Origin of the sequence: Kribbella sp. NBC_00482 (assembly GCF_036013725.1) — a bacterium.
In the GTDB taxonomy this organism is placed as follows: domain Bacteria; phylum Actinomycetota; class Actinomycetes; order Propionibacteriales; family Kribbellaceae; genus Kribbella.
On the sequence record NZ_CP107881.1, the window covers coordinates 4,821,976 to 4,836,958 of the forward strand.

Below are 14,983 nucleotides of genomic sequence, written 5' to 3' on the forward strand. Positions count from 1 at the left end.
ACCGGACAAGGACCACCCTTATGACCATGACCGCCGCCGGCTTCGGCGTGCAGCGGGCACCCCGCACGGTTGTCTTCGGGGCCGGCCAGCGCTCGCTGCTCGGCCTGCATGCCGCCGCCCACGGCAGTACCGCGCTGGTCTGCACCGACCAGCGCCTCGCCGAGTCACCCGAGTTCGCCGGTCTGCGCGCCGACCTCGAAGGCCACGGCCTCACCGTGCACGTCTGGAGCGACACCGCCCCCGAGTTGCCGATGTCCGACATCGACGCCTGCTACGACGCGATGGAGTACGCCGGGATCGACGTCGTGATCGGCATCGGCGGCGGCAGCTGCCTGGACCTCGCCAAGGCAGAGGCGCTGCTGCTGACCCACGGCGGCCCGATCGACCAGTACTACGGGGAGAACGCCGTACCTGGGCCCGTGCTGCCGGTCATCGCCGTGCCGACCACCGGCGGCACCGGCTCCGAGGTGACACCGGTCTGCGTCCTCAGCGACAGCCGCCGCGAACTCAAGGCCGGGATCTCGTCGCCACACCTGATCCCGGCCGTCGCGATCTGCGACCCCGAGCTCACCTACACCTGCCCGCCGAGCCTGACCGCGAGCGCCGGCGCCGATGCGGTCTCGCACCTGGTGGAGTCGTTCACCGCGATCCAGCGGCCTGCGACCGCGATTGCCGAGGGCCGGGTCTTCATCGGCAAGAACGTGATCAGCGATTTCTACGGCCGCTGGGGCCTCGAGTTGTTGCAGCGCGCGCTCCCGGTCGCGTTCGAGAACCCGACCGACCGGCGGGCGCGCTCCGACGTGATGCTCGCTGCCAACGCGGGCGGTTACGCGCTGGGCGTCGCAGGCACGGCGGCCGCCCATGCCCTGCAGTACCCGCTCGGCGCGCTGACCCACACCCCGCACGGTGTCGGCGTCGGCGTCCTGCTCCCGTACGTGATGCGCTACAACGCTCCGGCCCGGGTCGCCGAGTTCGCCGAGATCGCCACGATCTTCGGCAAGCCTGCCACCGGCAGCCGTGAGGCCCAGGCGCTCCAGGGGATCGAGGCAGTCGAGGCTCTGCTCGATCGGATCGGCATCCCACCCACGCTCAAAGAGCTCGGCCTCACCGAAGACCAGCTCCTGTACGTCGCCGAGCTGGGCATGCGGTCCGCCCGCCTGGTCGACAACAACCCGCGTCCGCTCGACACCGCCGCGCTGCTCGAGATCACCAGGGCCGCGTACGCCGGCGACCGCGGCAATCCCTTCTGAGACCGGCCTTTGGAGCCAGCAGATGACATCTCCGCATGACCTGTTCATCGACGGACAGTGGCGCCCGGCATCCGACGGCCGCCGGTTCCCCGTCCATGACCCCGCCGACGGCTCCGAGCTGGCTCGGTTCGCCGCCGCGACCGAGGCCGACTGCCTGGACGCTGTCGACGCGGCCGCCGACGCACTGGCCGGCTGGGCCGCGACACCACCACGGCAGCGCTCCGAGCTGCTCCGCGCGTGCTTCGAGATCCTGACCGCCGAGCGCGAGACGTTCGCCGCGCTCATCACCGCCGAGAACGGCAAGGCGTACGCCGACGCGCTCGGCGAGGCGGCGTACGCGTCCGAGTTCTTCCGCTGGTTCGCCGAGGAGGCGGTCCGGATCGGCGGTGACTTCCGGCTCTCGCCCTCCGGTGACAAGACGATCGTCGTCCGCCGGGAGCCGATCGGGGTCTCGATCCTGGTCACGCCGTGGAACTTCCCGGCCGCGATGGCGACGCGCAAGATCGCGCCCGCGCTGGCGGCCGGTTGCTCGGTCGTCCTGAAACCGGCCGGCCAGACCCCGCTCACCGCGGCGTACGTCGTCGAGGTCCTGCACCGGGTCGGCGTACCGGCGGGTGTGGTCAACCTGGTCACCCCGGTGCACGCCGGCCCCGCCGTACGGGCGATGCTGCATCACCCCGCCGTACGCAAGCTCTCGTTCACCGGGTCGACCGAGGTCGGCCGGCTGCTGCTCCGCGAGGCAGCCGACCAGGTGATCAGCCCGTCGATGGAGCTCGGCGGCAACGCGCCGTTCGTCGTGCTGCCCGGCGCGGACGTCGTCGCCGCGGTGGAGGGCGCGATGGTGGCGAAGATGCGCAACGGCGGCTCGGCCTGTACGGCGGCCAACCGGTTCTACGTGCACTCCTCGCTGATCGACGACTTCACCAGCCGGATCGCGCAGGCGATGAAGGCCGTCACGATGGGCCCCGGCAAGGATCACCGCAACGAGCTCGGCGCTCTGGTCTCACCCGAGGAGCGCGACAAGGTCGCCGGGTTGGTCGACCGCGCCGTCGGCGAGGGCGCCACCTTGGCCCTCGGCGGCGAGCCGACCGCGGTCGGCGCGTTCTACCCGCCGACCGTGCTCACCGACGTGAAGCACGGCAGCGAGATCAACCAGACCGAGATCTTCGGCCCGGTCACCGCGATCGTCGAGTTCACCGACGTGGACGAAGCGGTGCGGATGGCCAACGACACCGTCTACGGCCTGATCGCCTACGTGTACGGCGACCCGACGCAGGCGCTGTCCGTGGCGCAGCGGCTGGACGCCGGCATGGTCGCCGTCAACCGCGGTGTGCTCAGCGACCCGGCCGCACCGTTCGGTGGTACCAAGCAGTCCGGCCTCGGCCGGGAAGGCAGCTCCGAGGGAATTCTCGAGTTCCTGGAGGAGAAGTACATCGGGATCGAGGTGTGAGGCGATGGCCAACGCCGTCCTTCCTACCGTGTCACCACCACCGGACGTGGAACGCCCGAAGCCGAAGCGGCGCGCCAAGGCGAAGCTCAAGCGGCAGAACCTGGCCGGCTGGCTGTTCGTCGGCCCGGTCATCCTCGGGGTGCTGTTCTTCCAGCTGGCCCCGGTCGCGGCGAGCCTGGTGGTGTCGCTGACCAACTGGTCCGGCCTGAACAAACCGACGTTCCTCGGGCTGGACAACTACAAGGAGCTGTTCACCGCCGACGACACGTTCTGGCCGTCGCTGAAGAACACGGTGATCTTCACCCTCGCGGTTGTCGTGCTGACGATCGGCATCGGGCTCGCGCTGGCCGTGCTGTGCAACCAGAAGGTGAAGGGGATCGGGATCTTCCGGACCCTGTACTACTCGCCCGCGGTGACCAACGTGGTCGCGATCGGGTTCGTGTGGTTCTGGCTGTACGACCCGGACAACGGGCTGTTCAACTCGACGCTGAAGACGATCGGTATCGACGGACCGGCCTGGCTGTCGGACACGAAGACCGCGTTGATCGCGGTGATCATCGTGGCGATCTGGCAGGGTGTCGGCTACCCGATGGTGATCCTGCTGGCCGGGCTGCAGAGCATCGACCAGTCGTTGCTCGAGGCAGCGACCGTCGACGGGGCCTCCGCGTGGCGGCGGTTCTGGTCGGTCGTCGTGCCGTTGCTCACCCCGAGCCTGTTCTTCCTCACGATCACGCAGTTCATCACCTCGTTCCAGGTGTTCGGAATCATCTACGTGATGACGTCGGGCGGCCCGAACAACGCCACCTCGGTGTTCATCTTCCACATCTACGAGGCCGCGTTCGGGCACGGCCGGCTCGGGTACGCCTCGGCGATGGGCTGGGTGCTGTTCGTCATCGTCGGCGTCGTCACGGCGGTCCAGTGGCGGCTGGAGAAGCGGTGGGTGCACTATGACAACTGAAGCCATCAGGGTGTACAACCGCCCACCACGGCACATTCCGCGCAGGGTCGTGATCTTCGCGGTGCTGATAGTGCTCGCGGTCGTCTTCGCGATGCCACTGCTCTGGATGGTCAGTGCGTCGCTGAAGCCGGAGAACGAGGTACTGAAGAGCCCGCCGACGTTCATTCCGTCGACGGCGCAGTGGGCGAACTACTCGCAGGCCGGCCACGGGCTGCTGCCGTTCTTCCTGAACAGTTGCAAGCTGGCGGCGCTGAACGTCGGTTTCCTGCTGGTGTTCGCCTCGATGGCCGGGTACGGGTTCGCCCGGCTGAACTTCGCCTTCAAGAACCTCGCCTTCGCGCTGCTGCTGTCGACGGCGATGATCCCGAGCATGGTGTACCTCGTCCCGCAGTACATGCTGTTCCGCGAGATGGGGTGGATCGACACCCACTATCCGCTCTGGGTCCCGAACGTGCTGACGCCGGTGTTCGGGACGTTCCTGCTCAGGCAGGCGTTCCGCGGCGTACCGGTCGAGCTGGAGGAGGCCGCCAAGCTCGACGGCGCGTCGATCTTCGGAACCTTCTGGCGGATCATGCTGCCGCAGGTGAAACCGGCCTTGGCCGCGGTCGGCGCGCTGACCTTCATGGGCTCGTGGAACGACCTGTTCGGGCCACTGATCTTCCTCAACTCGACGCGGTTGCAGACGATGCCGATCGCGCTCGCGCTGTTCAAGGGTGAGTTCTTCACCCAGACCAACCTGATGATGGCGGCCGCGACGCTGACCATCCTGCCGCCGCTGCTGCTTTTCCTGCTGGCGCAGAAGTACTTCGTCCAGGGCATCACGATGTCCGGCCTGAAAGGATAGTCATGCGGATCACCCGGATCGAGTCCATCATCCTGCTCGACAAGCTGCACATCGTGAAGGTGCACACCGACGAGGGCCTGGTCGGTGTCGGCGAGATCAGCCCGATGAACGCGCACGTCAGCCACAGCGTGGTCGCGCAGGCCATGGCGCCGCTGCTGGTCGGCGAGGAGGCGACCGACATCGAGCGCCTGTGGCGCCGGATGTACACCAAGCCGTACAAGCTCGGTCCCGGCGGCGTCCAGCTGAACGCGATCGCCGGTATCGACATCGCGCTCTGGGACCTGCTCGGCAAGGCCGCCGGGCTGCCCGTGTACAAGCTGCTCGGCGGCAAGTATCGCCCGAGCGCGAAGGTCTATGCGAGCTCGATGTCGCGCGCGATGGCACCGCAGGAGGAGGCCGAGCGGGCCAAGTCCTTCCAGGAGAAGGGCTTCCACGGCTACAAGATCCACTCGTCGACGCCGTGGATGCACGACGACGGCTTCGACCAGACCATCGCGACCGTCACCGCGGTCCGGGAGCTCGTCGGGGACGACTTCCCGATCCTGGTCGACGTCAACAACGCGTACTACGAACACACGGCCATCAAGATGGCGCACGCGCTGGAGGACCTCGGCGTGTGGCACTTCGAGGAACCGCTCGCCGCTCACGACTACGCGGCGTACGGACGGCTCGCCGACGCGGTCGACATCCCGATCGCCGCTGGCGAGCAGGAGTACAGCATCTGGCAGTTCCGCGACCTGATCCAGACCGGCAGGGTCGACATCCTGCAGCCCGACGTGATCAAGTGCGGCGGCATCACCGAGCTGAAGAAGATCGCCGTCCTCGCGGACACCTACACGAAGCCGATCACGGTGCACAACACCCAGCAGACGATCGGCACCTCGGCCCACGCACACGTCTGGGTCAGTACGCCGGCCTGCGTCTATCCGCAGGAGTACAACATCGAGCACAACCCGATCCTCGACGACGTACCGATCTGGAAGAACCCGCTCGTCCCGGTGAACGGCGAGATCACGCCGTGGGACCTGCCCGGTCTGGGCATCGAGCTGGACGAGGACGCGATCGCCAAGCTCCGCACCAACTGACCATTCCCTGAGTTTTCCCCTGAGTTTCGAGACCAGAACAGGAACGACCATGACAGAGATCTCTCGCCGGTCGGTGCTTCGGGCGCTCGGCATCACCGGTGGCGCGCTCGCCACCGGACTCCCGCTCGCAGCGTGCGGCGACAACGGCACCGCCGGCGGCGGTGGCGGCGGCGGCAAGAACGCCTCCTTCATGACGTGGGACACCACCAGCGGTACGCCGCTCTACAACGTCGCGGAGAACTGGGCCAAGGGCGCCGGCAAGACCGTCGACATCCAGTCGGTCCCCGGCGACGACTACGACACCAAGCTGCGGACCGTGCTGTCGTCCGGGGCCGCGCCGACGGTCATCCGGATCAACGACGACTACGTCCGCGGCTACTACGCGGAAGGCTCGCTGCTCGACCTCCGTCCGTACCTGGACAAGGACGGGATCAAGCCCGACGACTACTTCCCGGTCGCGTACAACTTCGCGAAGCAGCCCGACGGCGCCCATGCCGCCTGGCCGATCATGACCAACCCCGGCATCCTGATCTGCAACACCGACGCCTTCGCGGAGGCCGGTGTCGAGCTGCCGCCGAAGGACTGGGCGAACAGCGGCTGGACGTGGGACGACTTCGTCGAGGCGGCGAAGAAGCTGACCAAGCCGAACGGCGAGCGCTGGGGCGCGCTGGTCTTCCCCGACACCTCGCTCGAGACCGTCTTCCCGGTCAGCAACGGCAGCGACGGCATCTACTCCAAGGACGCGACCCGGTTCACGCTGGCCGAGCCGCAGGGCGCCGAGGCTGTCCAGTGGGTGGCGGACCTGGCGCTGGTGCACAAGGTGCACCCGGACTTCGCCACCGTCACGGCCGGCCGTCAGACGCCGAACTGGGCGCTGTCCCAGCTCGGCACCGGAAAGGTCGCGATGGTGCTCTCGCTGACCAGCGGTATCCCGTACCTGCGCAAGAACGCGAAGGTGAAGTGGGACATCTTCCCGACGCCGATGAAGGTGAACCGGACCACGGTCAACACGCTCACCGTGCTCGCGGTGCCGAAGGCCTCCAAGGATCCCGACGCCGCGTGGGACTTCCTGAAGTACTGTGCGGGCGCCGACGCGGCCAAGCTGCTGGCCGAGTCGCGCGGCTTCATGCCGGTGGCGAAGAGCTCGTCGTCGCTGTTCGTCCCCGACGACAAGGCGCCGGCGAACCTCGCGTTGGTCACCCAGGCACTCGGCAACGCGGTGAACGAGAACTTCAGCCGCTACATCGAGCGGGCCCGGACCATCTACCGGCCGGTGCTCGACGATGTCTGGAGCGGTAAGAAGACTGCGGAGGCGGCGCTCGGCAGCGTCAAGCAGAAGGTCGAAGACGTCCTCGCGGGCAAGGGGTGACCGGATGAAGATCACTGACATCACCGTCGACGTCACCTCCGAGCCCAAGGAGCACGCGGTCCGGGACGCGATCCAGCTGCTCGACCGCAACGGGCACACCCGGGTCCGGATCGACACCGACGAGGGGGTGAGCGGTGTCAGCTCGACGTACTTCGGTCGCGTCGAGAGCTCACCGGCCGTCCTCGGGAAGCTGATCAGTGAGCAGTTGGCGCCGGCGATCGTGGGGGAGGACCCCACGTTGATTCGCGGGATCCGGCAGCGGCTGCAGACGCTGACCGACTACCAGGGGACGGCGGGACTGTCGTCGTACGGGATCTCGGCGATCGACCTGGCGTTGTGGGACCTGCTCGGGAAGTCGCTGGACGTGCCGGTGTGGAAGCTGCTCGGTGCGCAGCGGACGGCGATCCCGACCTACGCGATGGTCGGCTGGCTCGAACTGGACATCGCCGGCCTGGAGCAGGTGTCCGCGCGGGCGATGGAGCAGGGGTTCCGGGGCGTGAAGATGAAGGTCGGCGGCGGGCCGCTGACCGAGGACGTGCAGCGGATCAAGGCCGTCCGGAACGTGATCGGGCCGGATGCGCCGCTGATGGTCGACGCCAATCAGGCGTTCGGGTACGCCGAGGCGCTGCGACGCGGCCGGGTGTACGAGGAGCTGGACTGCAAGTGGTTCGAGGAGCCGCTACCCGCCGGGGACACCGACGCTCATGTCCGGCTCGCGGACAAGCTCGACATCCCGATCGCGACCGGCGAGAACCGCTACGGGCAGGCCGCGTTCCGGGACCTGATCGCGCGCGGCGGTGTCGGCGTCGTACAACCTGATCTGCGGCGGGCCGGCGGGCTCACCGACTGTCTGGAGATCGGGTTGATGGCGGCCGGGTTCGGCGTGCCGTACGCCTCGCACGGGGGAGGCGCGCACATCCACGTGCTGGCCGCACTGCCGAACACGATCTACGTCGAGAGCGGTCTGCTCAACGGCACCGTCGAACTGGTCGACGGGTGCTACCCGTTGCCGCAGGGACCCGGCCTGTCGTCCTGGTGACCCGGCAGGCCCTCGAGGTGGAGAAGATGCTGGAAGGTGCAACGATGCGGAGATGAGTGAGTCTGAGGACGTAGTGGTGGCGCGCCTGGTGGCGGCGTTCGACGAGGCCGACGCGACGCTGGACTGGGCCGAGTTGGCGCAGGGGCCGGCCGTGGTTCGACTGGCCAGGTTGCGGCAGGCACTGGTAGCTGCGGGCTTTGGCAGTCTGGCGGTGGCGGCGATGACTCTCACGGTCGATGGTGGGCCGGCCGTGCCGGCAGTTGTGAGCCGGACCTGTCGGGAGGCTACTGATCTGCTCGACGATGCGATCGGTCCGCAGTTGGCTGCGCGGTGGCGGATCGACGGTGTAGCGGATCAGCTGAGTCCTGAGGGGCTGGGGATCGGTTCGGAGCCGGTCAGTGTCGCTGTCATGGAACAGGCCATGACCAGGATCGAGTCGATCATCGAGCGATCGGTCGGTGCGCTCGAGACGATCTCTGAAGACGACTCCGTTCTGCCGGAGTTGCGTGACGCTGCTGCAGACGCCGTGGTTGTGTTCGACGATCTCGAGGACGTCGCCGGCACCCCCGGCCCAGAGCCGTCCCCAGAGGACTGAACCCACCGTCTACCTGACATGTGCGGCAGGTCAGCTCGCCCGTTCGACGTGGTCGACGACCACGCGCCCGATCCGGCCGATCCGATCTTCTTGCTCCTCGTAGACGCCGCCGAGATCGTTCGCGAACACGGCGACGACGATGGGTCCCGACGGCGAGTAGATGATGCCGATGTCGTTGGCGTCCCACGGCGGGTAGTCGCCGGTCTTGTGGCCGACCGGATGCTCGACGAATTGCGCCAGGCGGCGCTCACCTAGCTGCTGTTGTCGAAGTGCTCCCCGCAGCTCCGCAGCGCTCTTGTCGGAGACGGCTGTCGCGTGCTCGATCGACTCCAACATGCGGCCGGCCTCCCGCGGCGTCATCTGACCGAAGCACAGCGGCAGGCCGCGCTCCTGTGCCAACGCGCGTACCTCGCCGAGTGGTCGTGCCGCCAGCGAGGCCACCTCTCGCTCGATGGAATCAAGCCACTCCTGCGTCGTCCCGGCCCACTGCGGATCGCCGTTTCGCAACGCGTAGACCTGGGCGCGTGTGAGGGACGCGTGACGCGCATCCGCGAGCACGTACGGGAGCAGATCGGCATCCAGGAGGTTCTGAGCCATGCGCGTCTGCGTGTACCCGGACGCGGCCAACCAGACGTTGAGATCGGCGACGCCCCCGACCCTGGCGAGCAGCAGATCGGTCGCGCTGTTGTCGCTCACCACGATCATCGCAGTCAGCAGATCCCGCACCGTCGGCTCCAGGCCTTCCTGGAAGTACCGGAGAACGCCCGAGCCGCCGACAATGTCCGACCTCGTCACGCGGATCCGCTCGTCGAGGTCCAGCCACCCGTCATCAGCGAGCTGATAACACCTGATCGCGACCGCCAGCTTGATGACGCTTTGGGTCTCGAAGACGACATCGGCCCGAACCGCGGCCTCCTCGCCGGTCGTCAACTGCTTGACATAGATCCCTACGCCTAGAGGCTTGCGTTCGCGCAGTGACTCGAGTTCCACGACGCCCGCTGGTGCCGTGTCGTCCGGAACCTGCAAGGTGAATTGCGCAGCTTCAGCTTCGAGCAGCCTTGTCAGCTCGCTCGTCCGAATGCTCATGAGACATCATCGCATCGATAAGTCGGTCTGCAGCTGAGGATCATCGAACGCGCTTGAAAGGCAGGATGGCGGTGGCTCCGACGATGGCACTGAGCCCTGCGACGGTGTAGAGCACGGCGTAGCTGCCGCCGCCGATCGCGAGGATGGCCGGTGCGATCGCGGGCGCGACGAAGAACGGGAGCGCGCTGGCGATGTTGAACACGCCGAGATCCTTCGCGGCCGTGGCCCTGTCCGGGAGTACGTCGGCCACGAGCGCGAGGTCGACGGCCATGTAGAGGCCGAAGCCGAGTCCGCTGATGGCCATGCCGACGAGAAAGCCGTTGAAGTCGTCGGCGAGGGCGATCACGAACAGTGCCACGCCGTACACGATCGACGCGGTGACGACGAGGATCTTCCGTCGCCCGGTCCGGTCGGAGATCCGGCCACCGATGAGGGACGCGGCGACGAGCACGACGGACTGGACGAGGGTGCCGAGGAAGACCTGATGCGGTACGTCGTCCTCGCTGCTGCCGAGCTGATCGAGCAGGTAGTAGGCCTGGTAGGTGGTGAGGAGGGCGTAGGCCATCAGAAGCATGAACCGGCTGGCGAAAGCCCAGGCGAAGTCCGGGCTCTTGCGAGGGTTGACGTAGAACGTGCTGGGCAGTTCCCGCAATGACCAGGCCGGCTTGTCCGCGGGGTCGAGCTTGCGATCGTTCAGGGTGCTCACGAACAGCAGGACGAACAACCCGCCGATCGCGCACGGCACCAGGAACATGGCCAGTCGATTGCCGGTGAACAGTTGGACCAGGAAGGTGGCGCTCACCGACGCGATCGGCAGACCGATGCCCAGAACACCAGCGACCGAACCGCGTTGGGTGACGGGGATCTGGTCCGGCAGTACGGCCACCAGTGCGGCGAGCAGGGCGTTGAGGGACAGCTGGGCGAGGCACCATCCGATCAGGACGACCAGGACGTTGGGTGCCAGCGCGACGATGAGGATGCCCAGTGACCCGCCGCCCAGGCCGGCGACCATCCAGGGTCGGCGCATGCCCAGTCGCGACGACGTATGGTCGCTCAGCTTGCCGAAGAACGGGTTTCCGACCATCGCCACGATGGAGCCGATGCCGGCGACGAGCGCCAAGCTGTTCGGTGCCTGCTCGATCCCCACGAGCGAGTTGACCTTCAAGGCCAGGGAGACCAGCAGTGGGGCGAGGAAGATCAGAGAGGTCCCCATGGAAGCCAACGCGTACAGCGAGATGAAGCCCCAGCCAACGCGATTCACAGGCCCTCCGGACGGCAGTCGAGAACTGGCGTTTGGAGGGCCTGCTGCTCACGATAGCGGTCAGTCGACCTTCACGATGCCTGCGGTGACCGGCGAGGGCTTGAATCCCTTGACGAGCATCCAGGTGCCGACCGACAGCTCCCAGAAGGCGACCGGGACCGTCGCGAGCATCGTGATGGCGGAATCCTGCTCGTTGTGGCCGAACAGGGTCGCGACGTTCGCGGCGATGAGCAGCGGAGCCCCGATGAGGCCGACGGTGGGGATGATCCGCGGAACCAGACGCGACTGGTACATCAGCGTGCCGAGCAGGACGGCATTGATGGAGGCCATGAAGCCCGGACCGAACAGGAACGTCCACTCGCGGACGGCGACCAGGGCCTGGTTGCTGTCGGCCGTGCCGGCGCCGTGCTGGTTGAGCGTGACGACGGCGAGGAGGCTGACGACACCGGTCATGATGATCGCGGCCTCGAGCAGCCGGGAGGTGACGATGCCGAGGGCGAGGGCCTGGTTCTGGCGCTTGAGGATCGGGAACAGGGCCACAGCGCTGCCGATCCCGGCGAGGGCGTTGACGAAGTCCAGGAGGCCGGCCCCCAGGAGGTCGGTGTTGTGCCCGGCAGCGATGGTGAGGTCGGGGTTGACCGCCGACCCGATGAAGAAGAAGGCCGGTAGGGACGCCGCGAAGGTGAGCAGGTAGAAGATGCCGGCGGCACGGGCGTGATTGCGGGTCGGGTCTTTGACGGCGCGGTCGGTCGTGCGTCGAGCTGTGGTGGTCATGACTTGTCTCCAGTGTTCGAGGTGCGCGGATCTTCGGTGTTGGGATGCGACGCGGTGTCGGGCTTCACCTGGGCGACCGAGATGAGAGGGAGACCGAGGTCGCGGAGGCGTTGCAGCAGCCCGTGCAGGGCGGCCTGGTCCACGACGGGGCCTCGGATGGTGGTGGTGCCGTCGGCTCCGGCGGTGAGGGTGAGCCCGTCGAACCACACCGACCACCGCGAGTCGAGACGCCCCTGGAGGCGGATCTCGTACCAGCTGCGGTCCTGCGGCCGGCCGGTGGCTGTGCTGCTCACGGGGTGCTCCTCTTGTCGATCCCGGCTGCCCGCCTTGTGGTGCGGGCCTTCCGGGTATCTGCAAGCTAGGAGCCGATGTGATGAATGAGCCTCACATCATGTGATGAAGTCGGAGATGATCTTCGGGCCCGGCCCTCAGCGGGCGGGGCTGTGCGACAGCAGGTTGAGCTGGTGGGCCCGGCGTACGGCGGCTCGGCGGTTGTTGACGCCGAACTTGGCGTAGATGTTCCTGGTGTGGGTCCGCACGGTGTTGAGCGACACCACGAGCTCCCGGGCGATGGAGGGGCCGTCGAGGTCGCTGGCGAGCAGCCGCATGACGGCCAGCTCGCGTTCGGTCAGCGGGTCGATGAGGTCATCCCGGTGCGTGCCGACGTGCACGTCATGCGGCCCGGAGGCTGTGTCCAGGAGTTGGCTGAGGTATGCCCGGCCGGGGCCGTGCCGGTCGAGGCTGGTGAGCAGCCTGGCCATCGGCGCCCCTTCGCTGACAAAGACGCGGTTGTAGCCTTCGGGCTCGGCCAGGGCCAGGGCGTGTGCCAGCGTCGCCGGTGCCTCGTCGTCATCGTCTGCCTGCCGCGCGAGCGCGAGGAGCACCAGGAGTTCGATGACGGTGCCTCTCCGGCCGCCATCCTCGGCCGCCGGGAGTAGCCGTTCGAGCAGCCCGGCCGCATCGCGCAACGCCTGCTGCGAACCCTCGGTGTTGTGCTGGGCGAGCAGGATCCGGGCCAGCGTCACGTGTTCGTACTCACGCAGGTACGACGCCTTGTCGTGCACGGTCACGCCGTACTGGCTCGCCCATTTCAGCGCGGCGGCCACATCCCCGTGCGACGCCAGTACTCGCGCGCGCAGCGCTGGGACCGGTCGCACGTTGGGTGCGAAGTCGCCCAGGTACACGCGTTCCGCCTCCGCGAGCAACCCGAGCGTGGCGTCGACATCGCCCTCGGCCTCCCTGAGCAGCGCCATCGCGACGCGCCAGCGGTACGGGTTCTGCGGCAGGCCGGACTGCTCGCCGAGATCGTCGCTACGCCGCAGGTACTCCGCGGCCGCGGCAAGATCGTTGCGCTCCAACGCGACCTGACTCAGACCGACGTACATGTCCCGGGTGCCCCGGAGGCCTGGATCGCGGAGGGCGAGCTCGAGCGCGTTCTCGTACGTGCGTTGTGCCTGAGACAGCTTGCCCTGCGTGATCTCGAGGTCGGCGAGCGTGATGGAGCACCCCAGTACGTCGGCGACGTAGCCGAGCCGATGGAGCCCGTTCGCGGCGTCGGTGTAGCTGCGATGTGCGGCGTCGAGGTCGCCTGTCGTCCAGGAGGCGATCCCCGACACGGCATCGGCCGAAGCCCGCGTCAGGTCGTCGTGCTCGGGAGCACGGTCGACCGCCAGACGAGCATGCTCCAAGGTGCCGGCCGGGTCTCCTCCGATGAGCGCCAGCGCGGCCCGGTACTGCTCGACGCAGCCCGGTAGCCGGGCGAGCTCATCCTGATCGACAACCACGAACTCTGCCGAGCCGGCCCCGGGTTCGGGGCCGCCGTCGAAACCAAGGCCGGTCAGCAACCGCTCGATGTCGCGTAACCGACGCTCGATGTCGCCGAACTCGTTGCTGGCCATCAGTGCGCCGACGAACCCCATGGCGAGCACCGGCCGGTGCTCGACCACGGTGTCAGGAAGTTCGTCGATCCATCGGCGCAGGGTTGCTTCCTGCCGATTTCGTCGCAGCTCCGGAACGGCGAGCTCGACGATATCGGCGGCGCGGTCGATGTCGCCGGCGGCCAGTGCGTGCCGGACCGCGGGCACCGGTTCGCCGGCTTCGTCGTACCAGTTGCCGGCTCGTCGATGCAGGTCCGCGACCTCGCCGCGCTCCTCGAGCAGATGGGTGCGGAGGACGTCTCCGAAGAGGTGGTGGTAGCGGTACCAACGCCGTTGATCGTCGAGCGGGACGAGGAAGAGGTTCGCCCGGTCGAGCCGCTCCAGCATCGCCTTGCCGTCGTGCTCACCGGTCACGGCGTCGCACAGAGGGCCGGTGAGACGGTCGAGGACGGACGTCTCCAGCAGGAACCGTCGTACCGGACCGGGCTGCCGATCCAGCACCTCTTCCACGAGGTAGTCGACGACGAACCGGTCGTCACCGGCGAAGCCCGCGATGAAGCCGGCGGCATCGCCACGGCCCTGGAGCGACAACGCGGCCAGTTGCAAAGCCGCGACCCACCCTTCAGTGCGCTCCTCGAGCGACGCGATGTCCTCGGCCGTGAGATGCAGGCCGGTCACGTCGTTGAGGTAGGTGGCCGCCTCGGCGCGGGTGAAGCGAAGATCGGCGGCGCGGACCTCGATGAGCTCACCGCGGGCGCGCAGGCGGGCCAGGGGCAGGCCAGGGTCCGCTCGGGTGCTGATCACCAGCCGCACCTGCGGTGGCAGGCGGTCGACGAAGAAGCTCATCCCGGCCCGGAGGCCAGGACCGTCGGCGAGGTGGTAGTCGTCCAAGACCAGCGTGACCTCACCCGGTAGCACGCTCAGCTCGTTGAGGACCACGACGAGCACCGCCTCGGTCGAGCTCTGCCCGGCCGCGAGCAACGGAAGTGCGCCGGCACCCACGCCGGGAACGGCACGGTCGAGCGCGGTCACCACGTAGGTCCAGAACGCGGATGCCTCCTGGTCCCCCTCATCAAGAGAAACCCACGCAACCGCACGGTCGGAGGTGCGGCGGGTCAGCCAGGCGGCGAGGAGGGTGGTTTTGCCGAAGCCGGCTGGTGCTGAGATCAGGACCAGGCGCCCGGCGCGGGAAAGGCGGTCGTCGAGCCGTGGCCGGGCGACCAGCCCGGCGCGTGGCGCAGGGGAGAACAGCTTGGTCTCGACGAGAGGTCCCGCCATCGCAACTCCCCCTTTGCGGTCGTCCCTCTGCGCACGAGCGTAGGACACCTCGCCCACCGTTCGCTCTTGACGGCTTGACTTCCGCATCCGATAGTCGAAGCGCTTCGATAACTGCCG

13 protein-coding genes are annotated in these 14,983 nt (G+C 67.8%); 8 read left to right on the forward strand and 5 right to left on the reverse strand.

The features are described from left to right. Nucleotides 1-20 precede the first annotated feature (20 nt). From OHB24_RS23670 to OHB24_RS23705, 8 genes are read left to right on the forward strand one after another with little or no spacing between them, the layout of a single operon-like run. Nucleotides 21-1,250 (forward strand): iron-containing alcohol dehydrogenase, encoded by a 1,230-nt coding sequence (locus OHB24_RS23670; protein WP_327633002.1) that lies wholly within the window; start codon nt 21-23, stop codon nt 1,248-1,250. Between the two features lie 22 nt (nt 1,251-1,272). Then, nucleotides 1,273-2,700 carry an NAD-dependent succinate-semialdehyde dehydrogenase gene (locus OHB24_RS23675; protein ID WP_327633003.1) on the forward strand — a complete coding sequence of 476 codons (1,428 nt, stop codon included), beginning with the start codon at nt 1,273-1,275 and terminating at the stop codon, nt 2,698-2,700. Between the two features lie 4 nt (nt 2,701-2,704). After that, nucleotides 2,705-3,658, forward strand: a complete 954-nt coding sequence (locus OHB24_RS23680; RefSeq protein WP_327633004.1) for a carbohydrate ABC transporter permease — start codon at nt 2,705-2,707, stop codon at nt 3,656-3,658. Continuing rightward, nucleotides 3,648-4,502: a carbohydrate ABC transporter permease gene (locus OHB24_RS23685; protein WP_327633005.1), complete on the forward strand. Its 855-nt coding sequence runs from the start codon at nt 3,648-3,650 to the stop codon at nt 4,500-4,502. The genes OHB24_RS23680 and OHB24_RS23685 overlap by 11 nt, the downstream gene beginning before the upstream one ends. A gap of 2 nt (nt 4,503-4,504) precedes the next feature. After that, nucleotides 4,505-5,587, forward strand: coding sequence for a mandelate racemase/muconate lactonizing enzyme family protein (locus OHB24_RS23690; RefSeq protein ID WP_327633007.1), 1,083 nt, complete (start codon nt 4,505-4,507; stop codon nt 5,585-5,587). A 49-nt stretch (nt 5,588-5,636) separates the two neighbouring features. Beyond that, the gene (locus OHB24_RS23695; RefSeq protein WP_327633008.1) at nt 5,637-6,956 is read left to right on the forward strand and encodes an ABC transporter substrate-binding protein; all 1,320 of its coding nucleotides are present in this window, start codon (nt 5,637-5,639) and stop codon (nt 6,954-6,956) included. Nucleotides 6,957-6,960: 4 nt separating this feature from the next. Further along, nucleotides 6,961-7,995: a mandelate racemase/muconate lactonizing enzyme family protein gene (locus OHB24_RS23700; protein ID WP_327633010.1), complete on the forward strand. Its 1,035-nt coding sequence runs from the start codon at nt 6,961-6,963 to the stop codon at nt 7,993-7,995. Nucleotides 7,996-8,047: 52 nt separating this feature from the next. Beyond that, complete coding sequence (locus OHB24_RS23705; protein ID WP_327633012.1) at nt 8,048-8,590, forward strand: hypothetical protein; 543 nt, start codon at nt 8,048-8,050, stop codon at nt 8,588-8,590. 30 nt (nt 8,591-8,620) lie between these two features. Here the strand turns inward: OHB24_RS23705 and OHB24_RS23710 are convergent, their stop codons facing one another. From OHB24_RS23710 to OHB24_RS23730, 5 genes are all read right to left on the reverse strand, one after another. Then, on the reverse strand, nt 8,621-9,676 hold the full coding sequence (locus tag OHB24_RS23710; RefSeq protein ID WP_327633013.1) for a serine hydrolase: 1,056 nt from the start codon (nt 9,674-9,676) through the stop codon (nt 8,621-8,623). Between the two features lie 40 nt (nt 9,677-9,716). Continuing rightward, nucleotides 9,717-10,937, reverse strand: a complete 1,221-nt coding sequence (locus tag OHB24_RS23715; protein WP_327633014.1) for an MFS transporter — start codon at nt 10,935-10,937, stop codon at nt 9,717-9,719. A gap of 60 nt (nt 10,938-10,997) precedes the next feature. Continuing rightward, nucleotides 10,998-11,711, reverse strand: a complete 714-nt coding sequence (locus OHB24_RS23720) for a DUF4386 domain-containing protein (RefSeq protein ID WP_327633015.1) — start codon at nt 11,709-11,711, stop codon at nt 10,998-11,000. Further along, the gene (locus OHB24_RS23725; protein ID WP_327633016.1) at nt 11,708-12,004 is read right to left on the reverse strand and encodes a hypothetical protein; all 297 of its coding nucleotides are present in this window, start codon (nt 12,002-12,004) and stop codon (nt 11,708-11,710) included. Before OHB24_RS23725 ends, OHB24_RS23720 begins: the two co-directional genes overlap by 4 nt. Before the next feature lie 135 nt (nt 12,005-12,139). Further along, a complete protein-coding gene (locus tag OHB24_RS23730; protein ID WP_327633017.1) occupies nt 12,140-14,866 on the reverse strand; it encodes a LuxR C-terminal-related transcriptional regulator in 2,727 nt (908 codons plus the stop codon). Nucleotides 14,867-14,983 lie beyond the last annotated feature (117 nt).